General features: G+C 66.6%; 19 protein-coding genes. 11 read left to right on the top strand and 8 right to left on the bottom strand.

Annotated features, from left to right (window positions below; translation table 11 throughout):
* Positions 1–53 precede the first annotated feature (53 nt).
* From bamA to IE187_RS01490, 10 genes are all read left to right on the top strand, one after another.
* Positions 54–2,840 carry an outer membrane protein assembly factor BamA gene (gene bamA, locus IE187_RS01535; RefSeq protein ID WP_189674827.1) on the top strand — a complete coding sequence of 929 codons (2,787 nt, stop codon included), beginning with the start codon at positions 54–56 and terminating at the stop codon, positions 2,838–2,840.
* Entirely contained in the window at positions 2,840–3,571 is a 732-nt protein-coding gene (locus IE187_RS01530; RefSeq protein ID WP_133188491.1) for an OmpH/Skp family outer membrane protein, read from the top strand. Before bamA ends, IE187_RS01530 begins: the two co-directional genes overlap by 1 nt.
* 5 nt (positions 3,572–3,576) lie before the next feature.
* A complete protein-coding gene (fabZ, locus tag IE187_RS01525; RefSeq protein ID WP_133188489.1) occupies positions 3,577–4,053 on the top strand; it encodes a 3-hydroxyacyl-ACP dehydratase FabZ in 477 nt (158 codons plus the stop codon).
* Positions 4,053–4,271, top strand: coding sequence for a hypothetical protein (locus IE187_RS01520; protein WP_133188487.1), 219 nt, complete (start codon positions 4,053–4,055; stop codon positions 4,269–4,271). The genes fabZ and IE187_RS01520 overlap by 1 nt, the downstream gene beginning before the upstream one ends.
* Positions 4,272–4,352: 81 nt before the next feature.
* Positions 4,353–4,586, top strand: coding sequence for a 50S ribosomal protein L31 (gene rpmE, locus IE187_RS01515; RefSeq protein WP_010186706.1), 234 nt, complete (start codon positions 4,353–4,355; stop codon positions 4,584–4,586).
* 182 nt (positions 4,587–4,768) lie between these two features.
* A complete protein-coding gene (locus tag IE187_RS01510; RefSeq protein WP_189674826.1) occupies positions 4,769–5,095 on the top strand; it encodes a PilZ domain-containing protein in 327 nt (108 codons plus the stop codon).
* 151 nt (positions 5,096–5,246) lie between these two features.
* Positions 5,247–6,734: a TolC family protein gene (locus IE187_RS01505; protein WP_189674825.1), complete on the top strand. Its 1,488-nt coding sequence runs from the start codon at positions 5,247–5,249 to the stop codon at positions 6,732–6,734.
* Positions 6,731–7,729, top strand: a complete 999-nt coding sequence (locus IE187_RS01500; protein ID WP_189674824.1) for an HlyD family secretion protein — start codon at positions 6,731–6,733, stop codon at positions 7,727–7,729. Before IE187_RS01505 ends, IE187_RS01500 begins: the two co-directional genes overlap by 4 nt.
* A complete protein-coding gene (locus IE187_RS01495) occupies positions 7,726–8,862 on the top strand; it encodes an ABC transporter permease (protein ID WP_189674823.1) in 1,137 nt (378 codons plus the stop codon). The genes IE187_RS01500 and IE187_RS01495 overlap by 4 nt, the downstream gene beginning before the upstream one ends.
* Positions 8,859–9,971: an ABC transporter permease gene (locus IE187_RS01490; RefSeq protein ID WP_189674822.1), complete on the top strand. Its 1,113-nt coding sequence runs from the start codon at positions 8,859–8,861 to the stop codon at positions 9,969–9,971. The genes IE187_RS01495 and IE187_RS01490 overlap by 4 nt, the downstream gene beginning before the upstream one ends.
* An 18-nt stretch (positions 9,972–9,989) precedes the next feature.
* On the opposite strand, the gene IE187_RS01485 is transcribed toward IE187_RS01490, so the two are convergent.
* The 7 genes from IE187_RS01485 to IE187_RS01455 all read right to left on the bottom strand — a co-directional run bounded on the left by IE187_RS01485 (position 9,990) and on the right by IE187_RS01455 (position 23,296).
* Positions 9,990–11,129: an aldose epimerase family protein gene (locus tag IE187_RS01485; protein ID WP_189674821.1), complete on the bottom strand. Its 1,140-nt coding sequence runs from the start codon at positions 11,127–11,129 to the stop codon at positions 9,990–9,992.
* 146 nt (positions 11,130–11,275) lie between these two features.
* Entirely contained in the window at positions 11,276–13,765 is a 2,490-nt protein-coding gene (locus IE187_RS01480; protein ID WP_189674820.1) for a TIM-barrel domain-containing protein, read from the bottom strand.
* A gap of 18 nt (positions 13,766–13,783) precedes the next feature.
* Positions 13,784–15,304, bottom strand: coding sequence for a tryptophan halogenase family protein (locus tag IE187_RS01475; RefSeq protein ID WP_189674819.1), 1,521 nt, complete (start codon positions 15,302–15,304; stop codon positions 13,784–13,786).
* Complete coding sequence (locus tag IE187_RS01470) at positions 15,301–16,920, bottom strand: alpha-amylase family glycosyl hydrolase (RefSeq protein ID WP_189674818.1); 1,620 nt, start codon at positions 16,918–16,920, stop codon at positions 15,301–15,303. The genes IE187_RS01475 and IE187_RS01470 overlap by 4 nt, the downstream gene beginning before the upstream one ends.
* Before the next feature lie 5 nt (positions 16,921–16,925).
* Positions 16,926–18,740: an alpha-amylase family glycosyl hydrolase gene (locus tag IE187_RS01465; protein ID WP_189674817.1), complete on the bottom strand. Its 1,815-nt coding sequence runs from the start codon at positions 18,738–18,740 to the stop codon at positions 16,926–16,928.
* Positions 18,737–20,260 (bottom strand): tryptophan halogenase family protein, encoded by a 1,524-nt coding sequence (locus tag IE187_RS01460; RefSeq protein WP_189674816.1) that lies wholly within the window; start codon positions 20,258–20,260, stop codon positions 18,737–18,739. Before IE187_RS01460 ends, IE187_RS01465 begins: the two co-directional genes overlap by 4 nt.
* Before the next feature lie 81 nt (positions 20,261–20,341).
* Positions 20,342–23,296, bottom strand: coding sequence for a TonB-dependent receptor (locus IE187_RS01455; RefSeq protein ID WP_189674815.1), 2,955 nt, complete (start codon positions 23,294–23,296; stop codon positions 20,342–20,344).
* 211 nt (positions 23,297–23,507) lie between these two features.
* On the opposite strand from IE187_RS01455, the gene IE187_RS01450 reads away from it, so the two are divergent.
* On the top strand, positions 23,508–24,530 hold the full coding sequence (locus IE187_RS01450; RefSeq protein ID WP_189674814.1) for a LacI family DNA-binding transcriptional regulator: 1,023 nt from the start codon (positions 23,508–23,510) through the stop codon (positions 24,528–24,530).
* Between the two features lie 13 nt (positions 24,531–24,543).
* Here the strand turns inward: IE187_RS01450 and IE187_RS01445 are convergent, their stop codons facing one another.
* Entirely contained in the window at positions 24,544–25,215 is a 672-nt protein-coding gene (locus IE187_RS01445; RefSeq protein ID WP_189674813.1) for a DUF6445 family protein, read from the bottom strand.
* Positions 25,216–25,219: the final 4 nt, after the last annotated feature.

Below are 25,219 nucleotides of genomic sequence, written 5' to 3'. Positions count from 1 at the left end.
GCGGGCCGACGATTTATCGGCCACGCGGAATTTTCTCCGATTTGGGGTGGGATGTGACAGCGATCAAGGTTTCCAATTTCGGCGCACGGGCCACCGCCGTGTTGCTCGCCGGCACGATGCTGACGGGCGTTCCGCTCGCGGCGTCGGCGCAGACGACGGGCCAGCCCGCCGCAGCTCCCGCGCAGGCCACACCTCCGGTCGTGGCTGCCGCCGCGCCGGTCGTGTCGCGTACGATCAAGTCGATCCGCGTCGAAGGCGCGCAGCGGCTCGAGCCAGAGACGGTGCTGTCCTATACCAAGCTGCGGACGGGGCAGGCGTTCACCAACGAGACGCTCGATCAGGCGATCAAGGATCTCTACGCGAGCGAACTGTTCGCCGACGTGATCATCGCCGGCGCCGATACCGGCGAGCTGGTGCTGCGCGTTCGCGAGAACCCGGTGATCAACCGCGTCATCTTCGAGGGCAACAAGCGGCTCAAGGAAGACAAGATCAAGAAGGAGGTGAAACTCGCCCCCCGCCAGATCTTCACGCGCACCGCGGTCCGGCAGGACGTCGCACGGATCGTCGAACTGTATCGTCGCCAGGGCCGCTTCGCTGCGGTCGTCGAGCCGAAGATGGTCAGCCTCGACCAGAACCGCGTCGACGTGATCTTCGAGGTTTCGGAAGGCCCGAAGTCGAAGGTCCGCCAGATCAACATCCTCGGCAACGAGGTCTATTCGGACAGCAAGCTGCGAGAGCAGATGGCGACCAAGCAAGCGCGCTTGACCACGCTGCTGAGCTCGAACACGAGCTATGATCAGGATCGCCTGGCATACGACCAGCAGAAGCTGCGGCAGTTCTACCTGACGGAGGGCTATGCCGACTTCAAGGTGACCTCCGCGGTCGCCGAGCTGACGCCCGACAAGAAGGACTTCATCATCACGTACGTGGTGGAGGAAGGGAAGCGCTACAAGTTCGGCGATATCACCGTCGACAGCGACATCCGCGACTTCGACAACAAGAAGCTCGCCGCCAACCTCGGCATCAACAAGGGCGATTGGTACGACGCCAAGAAGGTCGAAACCGCGATCGATTCGCTGAGCGAAGCGGCCGGCCTGTTCGGCTACGCGTTCACCGAAGTGAACCCGGATTACGCGCGTGACAAAGACACGCTGACGATGGGGCTCAACTTCCACATCGCCGAAGCCAAGCGTACCTATGTCGAGCGGATCGACATCAACGGCAACACCCAGACGCAGGACAAGGTCGTCCGTCGCGAGATCCGTTTGTCGGAGGGCGATGCGTTCAACAGCTTCCAGGTCAAGCGCTCGCAGGACCGCATCAACTCGCTCGGCTATTTCCAGGACAAGTTCGAGATCAAGCAGACGCAAGGGTCATCGCCCGACCGCGTCGTGCTGACCGCGAACCTCGAGGAGAAGTCGACCGGCGAGCTGTCGCTGTCGGCTGGCTATTCGAGCCTCGAACGCTTCATCATCCAGGCTTCGATCCGCCAGCGCAACTTCCGCGGCAAGGGCCAGGAGCTGCGCGCGAGCGTCAACTATTCGACCTATTCGAAGTCGGTCGAGCTGGGGTTCACCGAACCGTATCTGTTCAACAAGAACATCGCGATCGGTGGCGACATCTTCCGGCGCGATTACAACGCGTTCAACTACACGCTCAATAACCAGCGCCAGACGACCTATACGCAGGTGTCGACCGGCTTCCAGATCCGCTCGGGCGTGCCGCTGACCGAATATTGGCAGCTCGCCGGCCGCTATGGCCTGTCGTACGATCAGGTCGGGTTGGACAAGTCGACCTATTATACCGACAGCAATTTCGACGGCATTCGCGGGAACTCGTCCAACGACGGGTGCGATCCGCTTCAGGCAGGGCGTTATCTGTGCGACGCAATCGGCAATCGCTGGACGTCGTCGGTCGGCTATTCGCTGATCTACGACAGCCTCAACAGCCGCTTGCGGCCGACCGCGGGGCATCGCTTCATTTTCAGCCAGGATTTTGCCGGGCTCGGCGGTGACGTGAAGTACATTCGTACCAAGTTCGAGGGTTCGAAGTTCTTCAACATCGGCAGCGGCTTCATCGCTTCGGCCAACGTCGAGGGCGGCTATATCAAGTCGCTCGAAAAGAGCCGTGGCGTCGGCATCGACAATGTCCGCATCACCGATCGCTTCTATCTCGGCGAGCCCGATTTCCGCGGCTTCGACATTCGCGGCGTCGGCCCGCGCGTCCAGCGGCAGAGCTTCACGACCGATGCTTCGGGCAAGCAGACGGTCGTCACCGATCGTACGCAGCTCCTCGCCGACGATGCACTCGGCGGTCGCGCCTATTACCTCGGCAAGCTCGAGCTGGAGATCCCGCTCGGTGCGGGCGCGCGCGAACTCGGTCTGCGGCCGTCGATCTACGTTCAGGCGGGTGCGCTGTTCGGAATCACATCGCCAGTGTTGCAGGGCGGTCAGTTCCCAACGCGGATAGAGTCCGATGGAAGCATCACCTACCTGCCGTTGATTACGCAAAACTACGCGACGAATGGCAGTCCGCTCTATGTGGTGCCGAATACCGATGCAACGAACCCGGGTTCGGCCACGACCTGCGCAGTCGGCTATTCGTCGACGATCGGTGGGGCGTGCACCGGGACGTCGACCAATGTCGCCTCGACCAGTTCGAACGCGCCGTTCAAGGAAACCTTCGGGGGCGATTCGCCGCGGCCGCGTATTTCGGTCGGTGCGGGCGTCAACTGGAACTCGCCGTTCGGTCCGCTGCGGATCGATCTTGCTTATGCGTTGCTCAAGGATAAGAGCGACGACTCGAAACTCGTTACTTTCAACGTAGGGACACAGTTCTGATGAAGACGTACCAGAAGCTCATGCTGGGTTGCGCGGCGATTGTGCCGGCGCTCGCGATGGCGAATTCGGCATTTGCACAGGCCAATGGCGTGGCGATCTCCGATCCCGAGACGGTGATCCTGACCGCGAAGGCGCTCGACGCCGCCAACCAGTCGATCAGCACGACCTACAAGGCGCAGCTCGACCAGGCGAGCGCACGTCAGGCTGCGCTGCAGACCGAAATGGCAACGCTCGGCGCGCCGCTCGACACCAACAAGGACAAGCGCCTGTCGGACGAGGAAATCGCCGCTGCCCAGGCCGCGCGCAACCCGATCCTCGCCAAGATGGAAGCCGCGCAGAAGACCGCGCAGGCCGAGTCCGCACGTCTCAGCGCACCTGCGACGCGCGCCCAGGCCTGGGCGATCGAGCAGATCTCGCAGAAGTATTCGGCTGCGGTGAAGACCGTCGTCGATTCGAAGAAGATCAGCTTGCTGCTCTCGGCCAATTCGGTCCAGTACAGCGCTCCGGCAGTCGACATGACCGACGAGATCAAGGCCGCCCTCGACGCCGCAAACCCGACAGTGTCGATCACGCCGCCCGCCAACTGGCAGCCGAGCCAGCAGACCGCGCAGCTGCAGCAGCAGTTCCAGCAGCTCGTCTATCTCTCGGCCGTGCGTCGCGCGCAGGCGCAGCAGGCTGGTGGCGCAGCCGCAGCACCGGCTGCCGGCGCCAAGGCGCCATCGGGCCGCTGAGCCCGATGAGCGATAGCGAAAGCAGGGGCCCGCTTGGCCCGCTCGATATCGGGCGGGTCATGGCGGCGCTGCCGCACCGGTATCCGATGCTGTTGGTCGACCGTGTCGAGGAACTCATCCTCGACCGGTCGATCACCGCGATCAAGGCGGTGACGATCAACGAGCAGTTCTTCCAGGGGCATTTCCCGGGGCGGCCGATCATGCCGGGCGTGCTGATCGTCGAAGCGATGGCGCAAGCTGCCGGGATCCTTGCCGTCGAATCGCTCGGGCTCGCCGGCTCGGGCAAGCTCGTCTATTTCATGGCTATCGACGGCGCGAAGTTTCGTAAACCCGTCGAGCCGGGCGTGCTGCTCAAGCTCGAGGTCGAATTCGTCCAAAAGCGCTCGAGCGTCTGCAAGTTCGCAGGCCGCGCTACGATCGACGGGCAGCTCGCCGCGGAAGCCAATTTCACCGCGATGATCGCCGATCCGCCCAAGGCGTAATGGACGCGCTGACCTGGTTCGGCCTGTTTGCCGTGTCGGCGATGCTGGTCTGCTACGCCTTCGAGCAGCGATCGTCCTGGTGGGTCCTCGGCTTTGCCGGGGCCTGCGTGCTCGGCTCGACCTACGGCTTCCTGCAGGGCGCCTGGCCGTTCGGCGGCGTCGAGGCGATCTGGTCGCTGATCGCGCTGCGCCGCTGGTGGGGATTGCGGGGCGGTTGAGTTTGCAAAGACCGCTGCGCCCTGCTAGGGGCCGCGACTTCGCTGCTGGTCGGTAACCAGCGGCTCTTCGGAGATTTAGACGTGAAAAAAGGCATTCACCCCGATTATCACACCATCACGGTGCAGATGACCGACGGCACGCAGTTCCAGACCCGCACCACCTGGGGCAAGGAAGGCGATCTGATGACGCTCGACATCGATCCGCTGGCGCATCCGGCATGGACCGGCGGGCGCGGCACGATGCTCGATGCAGGCGGCCAGGTCGCGCGCTTCAACAAGCGTTTCGGCGCGATGTCGTCGATCGGCAAGAAGTAAGCATCTCGACCAGCGCCGCACGGCGCTGCGTGGATCGAGCCGGCTCGTTCCCCATCACGGGGAGCGGGCCGGTTCTGTTTTGGGGCCACGGAAAATCGCCGCGGGGCAGCATCGCTAACCGCGCTTTAACGATACCGGCATAAGATTTCGTCTCCCGCGAATGGCGCGGGAAGGAACCGCCGATGATCGCCGCCGAATTCGAACCCGCCGTCAGACCCGATCGCCGTCGCAGTCCGCGTTCGCCGATCTCGCTCGATGCCAAGATGGGCCGCGGCGGTCTCGATCGCGCCTTGTGCAAGGTGACCGACGTCTCGCTGCACGGCGCCAAGATCCACACCTATTCGCCGATGACCAAGGGGGCGATGATCTGGCTGACGTTGCCCAAGATCGGCCAGATCGTCGCGACGATCATCTGGGCCGACGAATATCAGGCGGGTTGCCAATTCCGCGAGCCGCTCGACGATGTCGCGTTCGCGCGGTTGACGGACCGGACGCTCGAACTGGCGTGACCTTGGCTGGCTTGCCGTCAGCTACCATAAGGTTTGATCGATGCACGTCCGAGACAAGCGTTCTCGGACGCAATGGCAATCCGTACTGAGGGCGCCCGCCTCTGCGCGCTTCGACTTGCGCCGGGGACCGTAGTCGAGGCATGGCGGCGACATGGCCCATTTGCTTTCCTTTGGTGCGGCAGGCGTGAGTCTTTTTCTTGCGCTGCCCGCTGCGGCGCAGGATGTCGCGCCGCCGGTGGCGATGAGCTTCGAGGCGGCATCGCAGGCGCTGGGCAAGGGCTCGCGCGCGCTGAGTGCTGCGGATCACGAGGTCCGGGCGGCACAGGCCACGGCAGACGCGCTGAAGGCATTGCGGCGGCCCGTTGTCTCCGCCTCGGCGAGCGTTGTCGAATATCAGAAGACGCTTGCGATCGACCTGTCGGGGAGCAAAAGCGACCTGACCGGAGCGACCACCGACTTTCTCGCCGGCTTGCCCGGGCAATTCCCGCCGGGCTTTCAGGAAATCGTCAGCCAGGTGACGCAACGCGTCGGCGCGGCGCTGCCAGGGTTAGTGTCGGCGATCCCGGATACGCTGCGCTTCCAGACGCGCGATACGGCGTTTCGCCCGACGGTGACAGCCGCGCTGCCGCTCTACACCGGCGGTGCGATCCCCGCGATCCAGCGTGGCGCGCAGGCCGGCGTCGCGATCGCCGAGGCGACGCAGGCGCAGGGGCGCGATCTGTCGCAGCTCAACCTGGTCCGCACCTATTTCGGGCAGCAAGTCGCCGAACAGCTCGCTGCCTCGACGCGCGCGACGCGCGACGGCTTTGACCGCCATCTTTCCGACGCGCGCAAGCTCGAGCAGCAAGGCGTGTTGTCGCATGCCCGCGTGCTCGAGGTCCAAGTCGCGCGCGATGCCGCCGACCGCGCCTATCTGCGCGCCGATCTCGAGGCGGCGACCGCGCGTGATACGCTCGCGCGGCTGCTCGATGCCGAGGGTGGGGTGCAGCCGACCACGGCGCTCTTCGTCAACGCCCAGCCGTTGCCGCCCAAGGCCGAGTTCCTCGCCGCAAGCGATCATCCGCAGGCGCGCGGTGCCGATGCGGCGCGCGCGGTCGCCGCGGCCGGGGTCGATCTGGCGCGCTCGCGCTATCGCCCGCAGGCGTTCGCGTTCGGCGAGTATAATCTCAATCGCAACGATGCGCTGCCGACCGAGCCCGACTGGATCGCCGGGGTCGCGGTGCGGATGACCTTGCTGTCGAACGTCGACCGGCGCCGTACGCTCGATGCGGCGCACGAACGCGAGCGCGCGGCCGCCGACGGCGCGGCCGAAATCCGCAAGACGATCGCGACGCAGACGATCCGCGCTTATGACCTGACCGAAACCGCGCGGCGCACCTTTCTCTCGCTCGACAGCAGCGTTGCCGCGGCGGAGGAGAATCTGCGTGTGCAGGAACTCTCGTTCCGCGAGGGCGAGGCGACCTCGGCGGCGGTGATCGATGCGCAGGCGGCGATCGCGACGGTCCGCACGCAACGGATTGCCGCGGCGTATGAATATGATCTCGCGCTGGCGGGGCTGCTTGTCGCCAGCCATCAGCTCGACAGTTTCGGCGGCTATCTCGCGCGCGCCGACCACCGCCTGGGGGCCGTGACGCCATGACCGACAGTCCGCGTAGCAAGCGCAATCTCCTGCCGCTGTTCTACGCCGCGCTGGTCCTCGTCGCGATCCTGCTCGCGATTGGCCTGTGGCTCGCCAGCCGGCCCGCGCCTGAGCAGTTGCAGGGGATGGTCGATGCCGACGAGGTCAATGTCGCGACCAAGGCGCTTGCGCGCGTCGATCGGCTGTTCGTCGATGAGGGCGCGCACGTCCGTGCCGGGCAAGTGCTCGCGGAATTGTCGAGCCCCGAGATCGCGGGCGGACAAGCGCAGGCCAAGGGCGCTTTGCAAAGTGCGCAGGCAGTCCAGTCCGAGACCGAGCAGGGCGCGCGCGCCGAGGATGTCGCGAGCGTAAAGGCGGTCTGGTTGGCGGCGCAATCGGTCGCCAATCTGGCGCAAGTCACCAGCCGCCGGTCGGAGACGCTCTATGCCGAGGGCGTGATCGCGGCGCAGCGGCGTGACGAAGCCGTTGCCGCGCGCGACAGCAGCGCGCGCCAGGCCGAGGCGGCACGCCAGCAATATCTCAAGGCGTTGGCGGGCGCGCGGCCGCAGAACAAGGCGGTGGCGGCGGCGCAGGTCGATATCGCGCGCGCCGCGCTCACTACAGCGACCGCGCTTGGCGGCGAGACGCGGCTGGTCTCGCCGATCGCGGGCGAAGTCTCGCGCAAGCTCGTCCAGCCGGGCGAGGTCGTCAGCCCGATTGTGCCCGCCTATCAAGTGATCGACGTCGCGCATCCGTGGGTGTCGATGACGGTGCGCGAGGACCAGTATCGCGGCATCGCGATGGGCAAGGTGCTGCGCGGCAAGGTGCCCGCGCTCGGCGCGACCGCGAGCTTCCGCATCTATAGCATCGCGCCGCGGGCGGATTTTGCGACGTGGCGCGCGACGCGGCAATCGTCGGGCTATGACGTGCGCTCGTTCGAGGTCCGGATGCGCCCGGTCGGTACGCTCGCCAATCTGCGGCCGGGCATGAGCGTATTGTTCGACTGGCCGCAATGAGCGCGTTCGCGCGCGCGCTGTCGGCGGAGCTCGCGCACTTGCGCGGCTGCCGCTGGGATCTCGCGATGCTGACGCTGATGCCCGCCGCCTTGCTGTTCGCGATGGGGGCTATGCTGTTTGGAGGCGTCGCGCGTGAACTTCCGATCGCGGTGGTCGATCATGACGCGACCAGCGCAAGCCGCGCGATCGTGCGTGCGGTCGATGCGTCGCCGGCGGTGCGGATCGTCTCGGTCGGGGGGGATTTGCCCGATGCGATGACGCTGGTGCGGCGCGAGCAGGCCTGGGCGATCGTCGAGATCCCGCGTGGCGTCGGGCGGGGGGTGGCACGCGGTACAGCGCCGGCGATCCACATCCGTTACCAAGCGAGCTTTCTCTCGACCGGCACGCAGGCGGTGCGCGGGATATCGAGCGCGGTGACCGCGGCGAGCACAGAGCTCGTCGCCGCGCAGTTGAGCGCTCACGGACTGCCACCGCTGCGCGTGACGCCGCTCACCGTGCAAGTGACCGCGCTGTACAACGCCGCGACGAGTTTCGAATGGTATTTGCTCTCGTTGATCAATCCGGCGGTGCTCCACCTGCTGACCGCCTGCGTGACGGTGATGGCGCTCGGCCGCGAACTCCGCGACAAATCGCTCTCCGCTTGGGCCCGCGCGAGCGGCGGTGTCGCGGGCGCGGTGTTCGGCAAGCTGCTGCCCTATGTCGCGGCGATGAGCCTGTGGGGTGTTGCCTGGTTGCTCTACCTGACGCTCGCGCGCGGGTGGCGGGTCGAGGGGAGCATCGCGCTGATCGTCGCAGGGCAGTCGCTTTTCTACCTCGGTACGGCGTGCATCTCGGCACTGCTCGTCGCGGTGACGCGAGAGACCTCGACGGGGCTCTCGGCGAGCGCGGTTTATGCCGGATCGGCGCTCGCCTTTTCAGGAGCGACCTTGCCGCTCGATGGCGGCAGCGGCTTTGCGCGGATCGTCAGTGCGATCCTGCCGTTGACGCATTACCTCGCGCTGCAGATGGGGCAGTTTGTCGGGGATGCGGCGGGGTCGGCGGTCGGGCCGATCCTCGCGCTGCTCGCCTATGTCGCGATTGCGGGTGGCGGCGCGGTGCTGCTGATCGCGCGCAGCGCCCGGAGCGCGGCATGAGCTTTCGCGAAGCCTTCGAGGAGACGTGGCGGACGGTGCTGACCTCGCGCACGCTCGCCAGCACGATGCTGCTCGCGGTCGTGCTCTATGCTTTCTACTATCCCGCGCCGTATGCGCACGAAGCGACGCAAAGCGTGCCCGTGCTGGTGGTCGATCAGGAGGATAGTGGGCTGACGCGCGAGGTGCTGCGCAATCTGGCGGCGACGCGCGAAGTGCGGATCGTCGCCTCGGTCGCCGACATGCCAAGCGCGACTGCGCGGATGCGCGCGGGCGAGGCCGACGGGATCATCCTGATGTCGCGCGGGGTGACGCGCTCGCTGCTGACCGGCGCGCCGGGCGGCGGTGTCGGCGTATGGGTGAAGGCCGCATATCTGTTGCGCGCGAGCGCGATCGGCGAGGGGGTCAGCGCGGCGATCGCGGGCGCGGCGGAGAACCGGCTGGGGAGCGCGGCGCGCGCCCTCGGGCTGCGCACCCCGGTCCGCGTCATCCAGGAGCCGCTGTTCAACACCGGCGCAGGCTACAAGGACTATATCTTTCCCGCGGTCGCGAGTGTGATCCTCCAGCAGACGCTGTTGTTCGGCGTCGCGACCTTCGTCGCCGGGCGACGCGAGCGCGGCGATCCGCCGATGCGGCGTGCTGCGTTTTTGGGGGCATGGGCGGCGATGACGCTGCTCGGCGTGTTCGCGGCGTTCTTCTATTTCGGCTTCATCTTCTGGCTGCAGGACGTTCCGCGTGGCGGCAACATCCCGGCCTTGCTGGTGACGGTGCCGTGCTTTGCCGCAGCGGTGGCGGCGCTCGGGCTGTTCCTCGGCGGGCTCTTCGATCGTTCGGAGCGCGCGATGGCGGTGCTCGTGCCGACCTCGGTTCCGCTCTTCTTCCTCACCGGATCGGCATGGCCGCTCGAGCAGATGCCGTCCTGGCTCGCCGCACTCGCGCATCTCGCGCCCTCGACGCTCGCGGTGCATATCTTCGTGCCGCTCAATCAGATGGGGGCTGGGTTGAACGACGTGGCGGCTGACGCGATCGCGCTGGCTGCTGAAGCGCTGGTCTATGGCGCGCTCGCCGCCTGGCTGCTCACGCGTTCCTCCCGGAGCGCGCGAGCAGCGTGATCGGGTCGATCGCCGGCGTTAGTGGGCGGCGACCGAGAAGCGATAGACGATCACGTTGCGATAGGTCTGGCCCGGATCGAGCCGCGCCGATCCCATCGCCGGCTGGTTGGGGGTGTCGGGGAACACCTGCGGCTCGAGCGCGATGCCGTCGCCCTGGCGATAGGCATGGCCCGATTTGCCGACCGCGGTGCCATCGAGGAAGTTGCCGGTGTAAAGTTGGACGCCCGGCTGGTTCGACAGGATTTCCATCGTCCGCCCGCTCACCGGATCGGAGACGCGCGCCGCAAGCCGCGGCGTCGCGCTGAGCGTGCGCGCGAGGACGTAATTCTCGTCATACCCCTGGCCATAGACGATCTGCGGATCGCTCGCATCGCGGATCCGCGCGCCGATCACGGTCGGCGTGCGGAAGTCGAACGGCGTTCCCGCGACCGGGCGGAAGCTGCCGGTCGGGATCAGCGTGGCATCGACCGGCGTCGTCGTATCGGCGGGGATCGTCAGCACAGCGTCATAGATCGACCGCTGTGCCGCCTCGCCGCCAAGATTGAAGAAGCTGTGATTGGTGATGTTGACGATCGTCGGCTTGTTCGTCGTCGCGCGATACTCGATTGTGAGTTCGTTGGCGTCGTTGAGCGAATAGGTCGCAGTGACCTGGAGTTCGCCGGGATAGCCTTCCTCGCCGTCTGCGCTGGTGTATGCGAGCGTCACGTGTGGCGTGGCACCGCCGGCTACGTCGACGATCCGCCACGGACGCTTGTCGAACCCCTTGACGCCGCCATGCAGCGCGTTGGTCTTGTTGTTGAGCGCGAGCGTGTAGCCCTTGCCGTCGAGCGTGAAGCGACCGCCCTTGATGCGGTTGGCATAACGTCCAACGGTCGCGCCGAAATAATTGGGCGCGGTGAGATAGCCGCGCATATCGCCATAGCCGAGCGTCACGTCGGCGATCTTGCCGTCGCGGTCGGGAACGTCGACGCCCTGGAGGATCGCGCCGTAGCTCAGGATCCGCGCGCGCATGCCGTGGCTATTGGTCAGTGTAACCACTTCGACCGGGCTGCCGTCGGCGAGCGTTCCGAAAGGCGCGCGATCGGCGCCGGCGGCGGCTGCCATGGTGGGTGCGGCAAAGCCGAGCGCAAGCGCCGCAAGAGCGAAAGTCCGAGGCATCGAGGTCCCCTCCAGGAGTCTGTGACACAAGGCCGCCGACGCAGTGTCGACGTGATCCCCTTGCGCTTATAGTCAGACAACAGAGGGCAAAGCGCAAGGCCCCGTGGCGCGCTGTCGCGCCCGGGATAGCCGCCGGGCGCGCCCGGTCAGCGCGCCAGCGTGATCTGCGTTGCCCGGATTGGCGCGGCGACGGTGAAGCTCAGCGTGCCGGCCGCGCTGTCTGGCTGCGCGGTGATCGCCTTGCGGTCCTGCGCCACGGTGGCGGCACCGGTCCAGCCGTGCACGGTGACGGCGATCTGCTTCCACCACGGCGCGAAGCTGCCCTCGCGCGCGTCGAACGCGATCGTCAGTCCGTTCGGGGTTACGCTGCAGCGGACCGTCTGCCGCAGATAGCCACGGCGCTGATAGGCGAGCGTCGTGCCGTCATCCTCGTAGAGCGTTCCGACACAGTCCTCGCCCGGATAGATGTCGAGCATCAGCGGCCCCGACGGCGTTTGCGCGGTGCTCTGGACGAGCGGCTGGCGCGGCAGGATCGTGCCGGCGCGGACGAACACCGGCAGCCGATCGAGCCGCGGGGTTTCGCTCACGCGGTCGCCCTTGGCGTGTTCGGTCGGGACGGCCTGCGTCGCCGACTGGATCGGGCCGGCGGAGGTTGGCTCGGGGCTCCCGGCGCGCTGGCCGGTCCAGTAATCGTACCAGCCGCCCGCGGGCAGGCAGACGTCGTAGCGCTGCGGCGATTCGGGGCTTGGCGGTGGCGCGATCAGCAGCGCCTTGCCGAGCGTGAACGCCATCGACTGATCGCAGCCCATGCTCGCGGCGCTCGGATAATCGTAGAACACCGGGCGCATGATCGGATCGCCGAGCCGGCTGTTCTGGTCGGCGAGCGCGTAGAAATACGGCATCAGCCGATAGCGCTCCTCGACGAAGCGGCGGCGAATCGCGAGATGATCGGGGCCGTCGACCCACGGCTCGACGCGCGGCGTACCGGTCGCCGAGTGATCGCGGAACACCGGCGTGAACGCGCCGATCTCGAACCAGCGCGTCAGCAGATCGGGGCTCGGCCCGCCCGCAAAGCCGCTGACGTCGGCGGCGCTATAGGCGAAGCCCGACAGGCCGAGATTGAGGATCTGGTGGACCGAGAGCTTCAGATGGTCCCAGGTCGCGCTGTTGTCGCCGGTCCAGGTCACGGCATAGCGCTGGCCCCCGGCATAGCTCGCGCGCGTCATGACGAACGGCCGCTCGTTGGGGCGTAGGCTGAGCAGGCCGTCATAGGTCGCACGCGTGTTCTGCATGCCGTAGACGTTGTGGATCTCGCGGTGGTCGCCGGTGCGGGTGGCGAAATCGTCGCTGGCGATGCGGTGTTGCGTGTCGAGCGGCATCGTCTTGGTCGCGGTGTTGAAGATCGCGGGCTCGTTCATGTCGTTCCAGAAGCCGGCAACGCCGTCATCGAGGAAGCCCTTGTAGAGCGTGCCCCACCACGCGCGCGACTTGGCCTGGGTGAAATCGGGGAAGACCGACGGGCCGGGCCAGACCGGCGCGACATAGTCGCTGCCGTCGGGGTTCTTGACGAATTCGTCGCTGCGCTTGCCGCTGGTGTAGGGCGCATAACCGGTATCGACCTTGGCGATGTGCAAGTCGGTGATCGCGACCAGCTTGATCCCCTGCGCCTTCATGTCGGCGACGAGCTTCGCCATGTCGGGGAAGGTCTTGGGGTTGGTGGTGAAGGGCCGGTTGCGGTCCTGATAGTCGATGTCGAGCCAGATCACGTCGGTCGGCACGCGGTCGGCGCGCAGATGCCGCGCGATCTCGCGGACTTCGTCGGCGGACATGTAGCTGTAGCGCGACTGCTGATAGCCGAGCGCCCATTTCGGCGCGAGCGGCGCGCGGCCGGTCAGCCCGGCGTAGCGGCGGGTGACGTCGGCGAGGGTCGGCCCGGCGATGAAATAATAGTCGATCGGGCCGTCGGGGCCGCCGAACGCGAGCGTCTCGGCATCCTTGTGGCCGAAGTCGAACCAGGTGCGATAGGTGTTGTCGAGCAGGATCCCGTAGCTGCCGCCTGCCGCCCCGGTCGAGGCGAAGAAGGGGATCGACTTGTAGATCGGATCGTCCGAGCTCGAGAAACCGAACGCGTCGGTGTTCCAGTCGACGAACGCCTTGCCGCGCCGGTCGAGCCCGCCGGTCTTGTCGCCGAGACCGTAGAAATGCTCGCCGATCGGCAGCGTCTTGGTCAGCGTGAAGGTCTTGCCGTCGACGCTCGCGGGCGCGGCATCGGCCGAGATGATCTTGCCGTCGAGCGTCTCGAACGTCACTGCACCACCGGCACCGATGCGGACGCGCAGGCTCGCGGTGGTGAAACCGTCGGCGGTGGGCGTCACCGCCGCACGCGTCTTGCGCTGTGCAGGGAGGACCGCCCAGCTGGCGTCCTCGGGATAGACGCCGCCGCGCGCGATTCGGACGCGAACGAGATCGTCGCTAAGCGCGATCAGCTTCATCTTGAGCGCGCCGGCGGTGACTTCGACGCCGTCCTTGGCCGCGGTGAGCGTCGGGGCGAGGGCAGCGCTCTGCGCGTGCGCGGCGACCGTGGTGAGCGGCAGCGCGACGGTGGCGAGCAGCAACGCGAGGGGGAAGCGTTTCATGTCAGGTCTTTCAAGAGATTACCGGGGGAGGTGATCGGTATGCGGGCGGAAATTGTGCGCGCAGCGGCGCAGGAAGTCTTCGATCCTGACCATGTCGATCCGCTCGATATCGGGGCCGGGCGGCACGAGCCGCGCGGCGTCGGGGAAGGTGCCGTATCCAGCGAGCAGACAATGCCAGCTTATCGCATTGTAATAGCGCGTTATGTCGAGCTGGTCGATCGTCGCGGTGAGGTCGGCGCCGGTGAACCAGGCCGACATGACGTGCTTGAGCGTGTCGGACGGCTCGACCGCGCGAGCCGCCGCCCAATAGTCGTGCGGGTCGGCGTGACGCTGGTTGAGCCGGTAATGCGCGACGATATAGTCGCGCACGCCGTCATAGCGCGCGGCGATGCGGGCGTTGAAGGGAATGCGGGCCTTCTCGGTGAACCCGTCGGCATCGACGGCGTCGAGGAACGCCTCGACCGTGGCGATGACGATGTGGAGCGCGGTCGCCTCGAGCGGTTCGAGGAACCCCTGCGCCAGTCCGACCGCGAGCGCATTGTGCGACCAGCTTTCGGCGACGCGCCCGACGCGCATCGACAGGTGGCGCGCGGTGCCTTCGTCGCCGACCTTCAAGTGCGCGCGTAGCTCGGCCTCGGCCTGGTCGCGGCTGACATGGCGGCTGGAATAGACATAGCCGTTGCCGGTCCGGCTGGTCAGCGGGATGTTCCACACCCAGCCCGCCGACAGCGCCGTGGCGCGCGTCTGGCTCGCCAGCGGTGCCGCAGGATCGCGCGGGGTCGGCATGACCACCGCCGAATCGTTGAACAGCGAGTCGCCATAACGGACGAACGGCACACTGAGCGTGCCCTCGAACAGCAGGCTGCGAAAGCCGCTGCTGTCGAGGAAGAGATCGCCCGCGATCCGCTCGCCGTCGTCGCACAGCAACGCCGCGATGCCGCCATCGGCGCGCCGTTCGACGCTTTCGACGCGACGCTGGAGGTGAGTGACGCCGAGTTTGGTCACCGCATGCCGGCCGAGGAACGCGCCGACCTTGTAGGCGTCGAAATGATAGCCGTAGCTCACCTCGAACGGAAAGCTCTCCTCGGGCTGCGGCGCGCATCCGGCTGCGGCAAGCCGCGCCGGAAGCAGGAATTGGTCGGGATGCGCCGCGACGCCGCGGCCCGTCCGCCGGGCGCGCGTGTTGTAGAAGAACGAGCCCGCGGTGTGGCTGTCGAGCGCGGTAGGGAAGGGGTGGAAGTAGCGCTCGAACCCCCGCCGGTCGGACCAGCCCGCAAAGCCGATGCCGAGCTTGTAGGTCGCATCGCAGGCCGGCATCCACTCGGCCTCGACGATGCCGAGCCGGTCGAAAAAACCTTTGAGCTGCGGGGTCGAGCCTTCGCCGACGCCGACGATGCCGATCTCGGGGCTTTCAACGAGCGTCACCCGCGCGTTCGGCCAGCGCTGCGCGAACAGGCACGCCGCAATCCAGCCTGCGGTTCCGCCGCCAAGGATCACGATCGCGCCGTCGCGGGCGAGGTCCTTGGCGGCATCGCTCACACGCGCAGCACCAAGCCGGCGAAGGCGGGGAGGGTGCCCGTCTTCAATTCGCCTGTAGCGAGCAGGATCCTACTCGTCGGTTCGATGCCCTCCGGCCAAGCCTGCGCGGCATCGCTCATGTTGAACAGGCACAGCAGCCGCTCGCCATTCTCTTCGCGCTCGAACGCGAGCACGGCGGCGTCATTGTGGCGCATCCGAAGGTCGCCCGAACGCAATGCCGGATGTGCGTTGCGCGCAGCGATCACGCGGCGCGTCCAGTTGAGCTGCGACTCCGGATTTGCATCCTGCACATCGACCGCGAGCGCCGCATGGTCGCCGCCGAAGGGCAGCCACGGCGTTGCGCTTCCGAAACCGAGATCGGGCGCGGCACCGGTCCACGGCATCGGCGTCCGTGCGCCGTCGCGCGACAGCGTCATCGGCCAATTGGCGATCGCCTCGGGATCGAGCAGATCCTCGAACGCGATGTCGACTTGCGTCAGCCCCAGCTCCTCGCCCTGATAGAGGAAAATGTTGCCGCGCAGGCACGCGAGCAGCAGCAGCTTCATCCGCGCGAAGGCGCGCGCATGATCGGGGCGCGTCCAGCGCGTCACCGCGCGCGGTGCGTCGTGATTCTCGAACGCCCAGCTTGGCCAGCCGATCGTCGGATCGTTGGGCCAGCGCGCGAGCGAGTCCGCGACGAGCTCGGGCGTCAGCGCATCGGCGTAGAGAAAGTCGAAGCTGTATGCGCTGTCGAGCCGCTTGCCGCCCGCGGTGAACAGCTTCATCTCGCGGTCGCTATCCTCGCCGCCGATCTCGGCAACGGTGAAGCCAGCGCCATATTCGTCGAGCAACGCGCGGATCCGCTCGAGGAACGGCGGAATGTCGGAATGGCCCTGATTGTGCAGCTTCAACTGGAAATCGAACGGCCGCGTCCGCGCGCGATTGGTCGCGGGCGCGGGCGGGTTATCGGTCAGCGCGGGATCGTGCATCGCGAAATTGATCGCATCGAGCCGGAAGCCGTCGACGCCGCGATCGAGCCAGAAGCGCGCGGTGTCGAGCAGTTCCTGCTGCACCGCCGGATTGTGCCCGTTGAGCTGCGGCTGTTCCTTTAGGAAATTGTGCAGATAATATTGCTGCCGCCGCGCGTCCCACGTCCACGCCGGGCCGCCGAACACCGATTGCCAGTTCGACGGCGGGCTGCCGTCGGGCTTGGCATCGGCCCAGACGTACCAGTCGGCCTTGTCGCCCGACCGGCTCGCGCGGCTTGCCTCGAACCAGGGGTGCGCGTTCGACGTGTGCGAATAGACCTGGTCGATGATGATGCGCAGCCCGAGCGCGTGCGCGCGCGCGATCAGCGTGTCGAAATCGGCGAGCGTCCCGAAGATCGGGTCGACGTCGCGATAGTTCGCCACGTCATAGCCGAAATCCTTCATCGGCGAGGTGAAGAAGGGCGACAGCCAGACGGCGTCCATCCCGAGCCCGGCGACGTATTCGAGATGCGCGGTGATGCCGTTGAGGTCGCCGATCCCGTCACCGTTCGAGTCGGCGAAGCTGCGCGGGTAGATCTGATAGATCGATGCGCCCTTCCACCAGGGTTCGGGAGTTCCGGGAACGGGGTGTTGGGCAGGGGCGGGCATAGGACTCATTCGCTGGGGAGGCGTGCAGGAGTGGCGGCGCAGATGGCGTAGCCGAGCGGTGGGAGCGTGATCGCGGCCGAGCCGGGTGCGGTCACCGTGGCGGGGCAGGCGCCGGCGAGCGTGGCGAAGCCGGCCGAGCGCGCGCCGACTTCGACATTCGCGGTGAGCGGCTGGTCCGAGGTGTTGAGCACGACGAGGATCTCGCGCCCGTCGTCATCGCCGCGCGTGAAGGCGAGCAGGCCGGGCTTGTCCGACGCGAAGCGCACGATGGTGCGACCGTGGCGCAACTGCGCGTGGGTCCGCCGGATCTGCGACAGACGCGCGATCGTCTCGAAGATCGGGTTGTCGGTGCCGAAATGCGCCGTTGCCGTCGTGCTGGTGGTGCCGATCAGGCGATTGTCGTTGTAGCTCGCGACCTTGCTCGCAAACATATCCTCGCGCGCATCCTGGTCGCCGCCATGGCCGGTGAAGCCCTGCTCGTCGCCCGAATAGATCGTCGGCACTCCGCGCGCCGAAAGCAGCAGGACGTGCGCGAGTTCGAGCCGCGCAAGGCGTTCTGCGTCGGTCGCCTTGGGCCAGGCGAGATCGAGCATGTGCCCCATCCGGCCCATGTCGTGGTTGCCGAGAAAGGTCGGCAGCCGCAGCGCGGTGGCGTCGCCGCCTTCGTACAGCACGTCGCCGTCGATCAGCTTGGCGAAGACATCGGTCCCCGCCTTGCCGCTCAGCATCGCACGCGCGGCCGCCTGGAACGAGAAGTCGAGCACTTCGGGATAGCCGTCGCGGCGCGTGAATTGCGCGGTGTAGCCGGGGTCGACGGTTTCCGAATAGACTTCGCCGAAGATCGGGAAATTGCGGATCCCGCGCGCGGCGGCGCGCGCTTGCATCGCCGGGATGAACGCCTGCCAGAATTCGGGATTGACGTGGCGCGCGGTGTCGATGCGGAAGCCGTCAACGCCGAAGCGATCGATCCAGCCGCCATAGATCGCGATGAACCCATCGATCACGCGCGGATCCTCGGTCATCAGATCGTCGAGCCCGCTGAAATCGCCGTAGCGCGCGGATTCTCCGGCAAAGGTCGAGTCACCGCGATTGTGATAGTAGCGCGGGTCGTTGAGCCACGCCGGGACCTTGACCTTCGCTTCCGCTGCCGGAACGAACGGCGTGTAGGCATAGGCCGGGTCGGTCAGCTTGGCGAAGTTCTCGGGCGTCTGTACCGCGTCGCCTGCAAAACCGGCGTTGATCGGTTTGCCCGTGACGCCAAGCCGGCGCTGATATGGATAATCCGCCTTGCCGCGGTACGCACAACTCTTGCCGACGCATTCGCGGTACTGGATCACGTCGGCAGTGTGGTTAGCGATGATGTCCATATAGACCTTCATGCCCTTCGCGTGCGCCGCATCGACGAACGCCGCGAACTCGGCGTCGGTGCCGAAATGCGGATCGACCTTCGTGAAGTCGGTGATCCAATAGCCGTGATAGCCGGCGCTCTCATGCCCTGCCGCGCCCTGCACCGGCTTGTTCTTGAACACCGGCGCGACCCAGATCGCGGTGACGCCGAGCGCCTGGATATAGTCGAGCCGCTGGAGAAGCCCCTTGATGTCGCCGCCGTGATAGAAACCCTTGGCGGTCGGGTCGTACCCCGTCGTCAGCCGGTCGCCGGTCAACCCGCCTGTGTCGTTGGCCGGGTCGCCATTGTCGAAGCGGTCGGGCAGGACGAAATAGATGATCTCGTCCTCGGGCAGACGCGCGCGGACCTGTTCGACCGGGACTGCGGTCGCCGGACCGGCGAGCGCGAGCAGCAGCGCGGCGGTAAGGCTCACGCCGCCACCGGCGTCGGCGCGGCGCAGTGGCGCGCGATGAAATCGGCATGGCTTGGCATCTGGGCAACCTCGCGGGCGTTGAGCTGGTCGATCGTATCGAGGAATTCGGCGAGATCGGCGGCGGGGATCGCGTCGGCGAGCGGGTGGTGCCCAGCCGGAATCACGCCCTGGCCCGCGAACACCTGGAGCCAGCCGACCTCGGTGAAGAGCTCCTCATGCTCGCGCGTGATGTGGCCGTTGCCGCGCCACAGATCGATCTTGGCGGCAAGCGTTTCGGGCAGCGTCGCCTCGCGGCACATCTGCCAGAACGGCTCGCTCCGGTCGTTGGCGTGATAATGGAGGATGATGAAGTCGCGGATGCGTTCGTATTCGAAGTCGCTCTGGCGGTTGAATTCGTCGCGGTCGGCTTGCGCGATGGTGCGACCGGGCAGCAGCTTCATCAGCCGCGCGATCGCCGACTGGATCATGTGAATGCTCGTCGATTCGAGCGGCTCCATGAAGCCGCCCGACAGACCGATCGCGACGACATTGCGGTTCCACATTTGCCGACGCTTGCCGGTGCGGAACTGGATCGGGCGCGGATCGGCAAGCGCTTCGCCATCGAGGCCGGCAAGCAACGTCGCGGTTGCCTCGTCGTCGCTCAAATGCGCCGAGGAATAGACGAGCCCGTTGCCCGTGCGGTGCTGCAGCGGAATGCGCCATTGCCAGCCCGCCGCCTTTGCGGTCGAGCGGGTGTACGGGGTGAACGCGGTGCTGCGTTCCGACGGCACCGCGATCGCGCGGTCGGCGGGCAGCCAGTGCGTCCAGTCGTCATAGCCGGTCTTGAGCGTCTGCTCGATCAGCAGCCCGCGAAACCCCGTGCAATCGATGAAGAGATCGGCGCCGAGCGTCGTCCCGTCCTCGAGCAGCAGCGTCGAAATATCGCCGCGCTCGTCCTGGTCGACGCGGACGACCTTGCCTTCGATCCGGGTGACGCCGCGCGTCTCGCTGTAGCGGCGCAGATGGCGCGCATAGAGGCCGGCGTCGAAATGAAACGCGCTCGGCATGTCGGGCAATACGCGTGCGGTGCGCGCGGGGCCGCGCTGCATCCGGCCGGCGAGTGCCGCCTGATTGTTGAGCGAATAGGCCGCAAGATCGCGCGCCGACCCGAGCTTTTGCGCGCGCAGCCAATATTGGTGGAACGGCAGCAAGCCGACATCGCGCCCGACCGCGCCGAAAGCGTGCATGTAGCGATGCCCTGCCCGCAGCCAGTCGACGAACTCGATCCCGAGCTTGTAGGTGCCTTGCGTCGCGCGCAGGAACGCATCCTCGTCGAGCCCGAGCGCATCGTTGAACAAGCGGATCTGCGGGATCGTCGCTTCGCCGACGCCGACGGTGCCGATCTCTTCGGATTCGATCAGGTCGATCTCAAACCCGGTTTCGAGGAAACGCGCGAACGTGGCGGCCGCCATCCAGCCTGCGGTGCCGCCGCCCACGATGACGATCCGGATCGGTCCGGTCGGATCGGATAGAGTGGCCATGGTCCGCGTCCCCGCTTCTTCGACATTAGACTCGCGGAACGGCGGACGGCGAAAGGGTTCGCCGTCCGCCGTCGCACGCGGTCAGAACTTGTACGTGATGCCCAGATAGTAATCACGGCCATAGCGCTGGTAATCGATCACCTGGCGCGGGTCGTCATTCTGGTACGTCACGAACGGACGGTCGGTCAGGTTCTTCGCCTGCGCCAGGATCGCGAAGTTCTTGAGCGGACCGCTCTGGAACTCATAGCCGATCTGCGCATCGAGAATGCCTTCCGATCGCGCGGTGCGATAGGTCGGGTTGGCCGAGAGGCCCGCGACCTCGGCGAGGAACGACGAGCGATAGCGATAGTTCACCCGCGCCTGGAAGCCGTGCTTCTCGAAATACACCGTGCCGCTGCCGGTCCACTTCGACAGGCCGGGCAGGGTGATCGCCTGCGTTGGGTTGCTGACGAACTTGATCTCCGACTCGGTGTAGTTGCCCGAGACGAACATGCCGAAGCCGTCGAGCGCTTCGCTGACCATCTTGAAGGGGAGCGAGATCGTCCCTTCCACGCCGATCACGCTGCCGCGACCGGTGTTGGCAGGCGCGCTGACGTTGCCGATCGCCAGCCGGTTCGCGGTGACGATCGCGCGCTGTGCCGGCGACAGGGCGCCGAGCAGCGAGGAGAAGTCATACGCGTAGCTGTTGTTCGGATCGACAAAGTCGGTGAGGTGCTTGTAATAGCCCGACAGCGCAACGTAGCCGCCGCCACGGAAATACTGCTCGAACGACATGTCGATGTTGGTCGACTTGTACGGCCGGAGCGCGACATTGCCGCCCGACGAGGTGAACACCGGGTTGAGCCCGGGGTTGAAGTTGTTCGGCACGATATTGGCGATGTTGATCGCCACGTCCTGCGTAACGCGCTCCTGGTCGAGGCGCGGGCGCACCATCGTCTGCGAGGCACCAAGCTTGACATAGCCCAGCGGCACCAGCTCGACCGCCATGGTCGCCGAGGGCAGGACGTTGGTGTAGCTGTACTTTTGCGACGCAGGGGCGATCGTCACGACGCCGTTGACGACGCTTGCGATCTGGCCGGTCGAGCGCTGCTCGCTGTGGATGACCTGCGTGCCGATCGAGCCCTTGAGCGCCTTGCCGCCGACATCGCCGTCGATGTTGATCTTGGCGTAGCCGGTATAGACGTTCTCGGTCACGACGTTGTCGCGGACGAGCGACGACGGGCGGTTGTCGAAGAACGTGTTGTAGCTGTTGTTGTACAGATACAGCGGATCGAGCGCGAGCACCGCGGGGACGCCGAGATAGTCGAGCGGGATCTTGCCGATCACCGCCTGGGTCGGGATCGGCGCCGAAGTCGGGGTGCCGCTCGCGACGGTGCAGTTGCTGCCGGCGCCCTTGGGGCACAGGAAGAACGACTGGTACGCGCTGGTCTTCTCGCGACGGCTGTAGTTGGCGCCGGCCTCCCAGCTCTTGATAATGCTGTTGTCGAATTCGCCGTTGAGGTTCGCGCGGAGCGACTTGAGGTCGTCCTTGAAGCTCGGGCGGTTGAGGAAGCCCGACTGCACGACGGCCTGCGTGCCGTTATAGCCCCAGCCCTGCGGATCGGTCAGCTTGAACACGCTGGTGTTGGTATAGTCGAGCGTCGGCACGATCTTGTAGGTGCCGTTGCCCTGCTGCGAAACCCGGACGGTGTCGTCCGGGCCCGCGCCGCCATAGCCGACGCCGGTATAGGTCTCGAGCAGGAAGTCGGTGCGCGTCGCATGGCTCCAGCTCGCGTCGACGTTGAGGTGGATCTTGTCGCTGAGCTTGAGGTCGTTGTTCCAGCCGAGCGAGAAGTTCTCCGCCTTGCGCTGGTTATAGTCGTTGCGCTGGATCGCATGGACGCCCGAGAAGGTCGTCGCCGTGGCGAAGCCGTTGGCGACGGTCACGCCGCTTTGCGTCGGGCTCGAGAAGCCGAGCGGGAATTCGATCCCGCGCAGGTGCTGCGTTTCCTCGAAGTGCGAATAGAGCGCGTCGAAAGTCGAGTGGAACACCTCCGACGGGCGCCATTCGATCGTCGCGACGCCGCCGTAGCGCTTGAGTTCGTTCGACTGGACATAGGGCTTTGCGCCGCCGAGCACGAACGGGCTCGCCGCGGTACCGGCACCGGCATAACCCCACGCATTGTAGCGCTCGTCCTGCGACGGGGTGAGCGTCGCCGATGCGCCGAGCGCGATGCCGAGCGTGTCATTGGCGAACTTGTCGACATACGTCGCCGACGCGCGATAGCCGTAGCGCGAGCTGTCGGGGTTGAGGTTCTTGATGCCGTTCATCTGGCCGCGAGCGCTGACCGCGAGAACGCGCTTGGCCTGATCGAGCGGGCGCAGCATGCGCAGATCGACCGTGCCCGAGATGCCGGCGGCGACGAGCGACGCGTCGGCCGATTTGTAGACGTTGACGGTCTTGAAGAATTCCGACGGATATTGGTCGTACTCGACGCCGCGATTGTCACCGACGGTGACTTGCTCGCGACCGTTGAGTAGCGTGGTCGAAAAGTCGGGGCCGAGACCGCGGATCGACAGGCGCTGGTCGCGGCCCTCGAGACGCTGCGCGGTGACGCCGGGAAGGCGGGCGAGCGAGTCGGCGATCGACACGTCGGGCAGCTTGCCGACGTCTTCGGCCGAGACCGAGTCGACGATCAGCACCGACTGGCGCTTGATCTTGGCCGAGGAGTCGAGGCCCGCGCGGATGCCGGTGACGACGATGTCGCCGTCGGGCGTGGTGTCCGTGGTCGGCGCAACGTCGGCGGCGGTCACGGGCGCCGGCGTCGTCGGCTGCGGCGTCGGATCGGCTTGGGTCGGCGTTGCTTCGACTTGCGCCTTGGCGGTCGGGTTCGCGTTCGCGGTCGTCGCGGCATCCTGCGCGTAGGCGGCGCTTGGCAGCAGCAGGGCAGCGGTGATCGCGGCGGTGCTGGTGTACAGCCCAAGGCGTGCCGACATGGAAATGCGGCGCAGCGGCGCGCACGCGCGGTCAGCGCGGCTCGGCTCGAAATCAGTCATGTGGTGTTCCCCATCAGGCGGGCCCGGCCCGCACATCCTCGCTTCAGTTTCCTCGACGTCGTGAAACAGCGTCGATTGGCCCGGCACGGCTATATTTCGGGCAGACACATTTCGAAAGGATCGGGCATACGTATTCACGAATGGGCTGTCGTCAGCCGATCGTTTGGCGCAGTATCGCCTGTGCCGTGTAGCGCAGGACCTGCTTTTCCCGATGGCCAGACGACCGACCTCCCTCGATATCGCGCAGCTGGCGGGCGTCTCGCAGCCGACCGTCTCGCGCGCCTTGCGGGGCGTGAAATCGGTCAATCCGCAGACGCGCGCGCGGATCGAGGCGATCGCGCGGAGCCTGCATTATGCGGTCGACAAGAACGCCTCGAGCTTGCGCAGCCAATCGTCCAACACGCTGGCATTGCTGTTTTTCGAAGAGGCGGCGGATGACGATGCCGCGATCAACCCGTTCTTCCTCTCGATGCTCGGATCGATCACGCGCGCTTGTGCGAAGGCCGGGTACGACCTGCTGATATCGTTCCAGCAGCTGTCGGGCGACTGGCACGTCGATTATCAGGACAGCCACAAGGCCGATGGGATCATCCTGCTCGGCTACGGCGATTACGAAGCGTACCGCGTGCGACTCGACCATCTTGTCGAGCAGGGGACGCATGTCGTGCGCTGGGGTGCGGTCGGGACGGGGCCCGCTGGGATCACCGTCGGATCGGACAATCGCGGCGGCGGGGCGTTGGCGACGGTGCATCTGATCGCGCAGGGACGGCGTCGGATCGCGTTCCTCGGCTCGGCCGACAGCCGCTATCCCGAGCTGCTCGAACGCTATCGCGGTTATCTCGATGCGCTGGCGAGCGCCGGGCTGACCCCCGATCCGATGTTGCGCGTCGATGCGACGACGGCCGAGGAACCGGGGCAGGCGGCGGTCGAGATGCTCGCCAGCCGCGGGGTGGCGTACGACGCGATCTTTGCCGCGAGCGACAGCATCGCGATCGGCGCGATGCGCGGCTTGGCGGCGGCGGGGCGGCGCGTGCCCGACGACGTCGCGATCGTCGGGTTCGACGATATCCCCTCGGCCTCGCTGACCAGCCCGCCGCTGTCGAGCGTGGTGCAGGATACGCGGCGCGCGGGCGAAGTGCTGGTCGAGACGCTGCTCGGCCAGTTGCGCGGCGGGATGTGCGAGGCGGCACCGCTCCCGACGCGGCTCGTCGTCCGCGCGAGCAGCGGCGGCTAGCGCCGGCGCGGTCTCAGTCGTCGAACAGGAAGAGGTTGAGCGTCAGGCGGCCCGCAAGCGGATCGGCACTGAGCACGACCTCGGGCGGGAGATGCGCGCAGTGGAGCGTGTTGCCGGGATAGACGAGCGCGCGGTTGAACGCGCCGGGCTGTAGCGCGATCTGTTCGTAGAGCGGCGTATCGCCGGCGATATAGGCGGGGTCTGGCATGCCGTGGGTGCGCACGCCCTCCTCCAGCGTTGCCTTGAAGCGATCGAGCCGGTCGGCATCGACGCTTTCGAAGCCCGTCTCGCGCTGGCGGTAGAAGGCGGTGCCGCCCTGCGCGCCATGGCCGAGGAACAGCAGCAATGCGATCCGGCGCGGCTCGACACCATCGAAATGCGGCAGCCGCTGGATCGGCGCGAGCGCGGCGGGTGGCGTGGTGACGAGCGAATAATAGGCTTCGGACACCGCAGGCGCCGGATCGAACCCGAAATGCGTGGCAAGCAACGGCGCGATCTTGCGACGCATCGTCTCGGCGAGGCGCCCCGGGACTTCGGCGCGGACGCCGGGGTAATGCGGGCCGATCTCGCCCATCCGCAACGCCGCTGCATCCTCGCGCAGCATCTCGGGGTCAGGCCAGAAGTCGTCGATCACGAGCAACGGGCGGCGCTCGTTGCCCTGATGATGGAGGTGCACGGTGTCCATGCCT

The organism is Sphingomonas glacialis, assembly GCF_014653575.1.
GTDB classification, from domain to species: Bacteria; Pseudomonadota; Alphaproteobacteria; order Sphingomonadales; family Sphingomonadaceae; genus Sphingomonas; species Sphingomonas glacialis.
Note: the sequence above shows the minus strand (reverse complement) of the source record. Positions and strands in the feature narration are given on the sequence as shown.

Excerpts from the sequence above, each read along its gene's own strand:
- IE187_RS01530 (WP_133188491.1), top strand. The coding sequence starts at position 2,840 with ATGAAGACGTACCAGAAGCTCATGCTGGGTTGCGCGGCGATTGTGCCG.
- IE187_RS01505 (WP_189674825.1), top strand. The coding sequence starts at position 5,247 with ATGGCCCATTTGCTTTCCTTTGGTGCGGCAGGCGTGAGTCTTTTTCTT.
- IE187_RS01495 (WP_189674823.1), top strand. The coding sequence starts at position 7,726 with ATGAGCGCGTTCGCGCGCGCGCTGTCGGCGGAGCTCGCGCACTTGCGC.
- IE187_RS01445 (WP_189674813.1), bottom strand. The coding sequence starts at position 25,215 with ATGGACACCGTGCACCTCCATCATCAGGGCAACGAGCGCCGCCCGTTG.
- IE187_RS01460 (WP_189674816.1), bottom strand. The coding sequence starts at position 20,260 with ATGGCCACTCTATCCGATCCGACCGGACCGATCCGGATCGTCATCGTG.
- IE187_RS01520 (WP_133188487.1), top strand. The coding sequence starts at position 4,053 with ATGGACGCGCTGACCTGGTTCGGCCTGTTTGCCGTGTCGGCGATGCTG.
- IE187_RS01455 (WP_189674815.1), bottom strand. The coding sequence starts at position 23,296 with ATGACTGATTTCGAGCCGAGCCGCGCTGACCGCGCGTGCGCGCCGCTG.
- IE187_RS01470 (WP_189674818.1), bottom strand. The coding sequence starts at position 16,920 with ATGCCCGCCCCTGCCCAACACCCCGTTCCCGGAACTCCCGAACCCTGG.
- IE187_RS01480 (WP_189674820.1), bottom strand. The coding sequence starts at position 13,765 with ATGAAACGCTTCCCCCTCGCGTTGCTGCTCGCCACCGTCGCGCTGCCG.
- IE187_RS01500 (WP_189674824.1), top strand. The coding sequence starts at position 6,731 with ATGACCGACAGTCCGCGTAGCAAGCGCAATCTCCTGCCGCTGTTCTAC.
- fabZ (WP_133188489.1), top strand. The coding sequence starts at position 3,577 with ATGAGCGATAGCGAAAGCAGGGGCCCGCTTGGCCCGCTCGATATCGGG.
- IE187_RS01450 (WP_189674814.1), top strand. The coding sequence starts at position 23,508 with ATGGCCAGACGACCGACCTCCCTCGATATCGCGCAGCTGGCGGGCGTC.
- IE187_RS01490 (WP_189674822.1), top strand. The coding sequence starts at position 8,859 with ATGAGCTTTCGCGAAGCCTTCGAGGAGACGTGGCGGACGGTGCTGACC.
- IE187_RS01485 (WP_189674821.1), bottom strand. The coding sequence starts at position 11,129 with ATGCCTCGGACTTTCGCTCTTGCGGCGCTTGCGCTCGGCTTTGCCGCA.
- IE187_RS01510 (WP_189674826.1), top strand. The coding sequence starts at position 4,769 with ATGATCGCCGCCGAATTCGAACCCGCCGTCAGACCCGATCGCCGTCGC.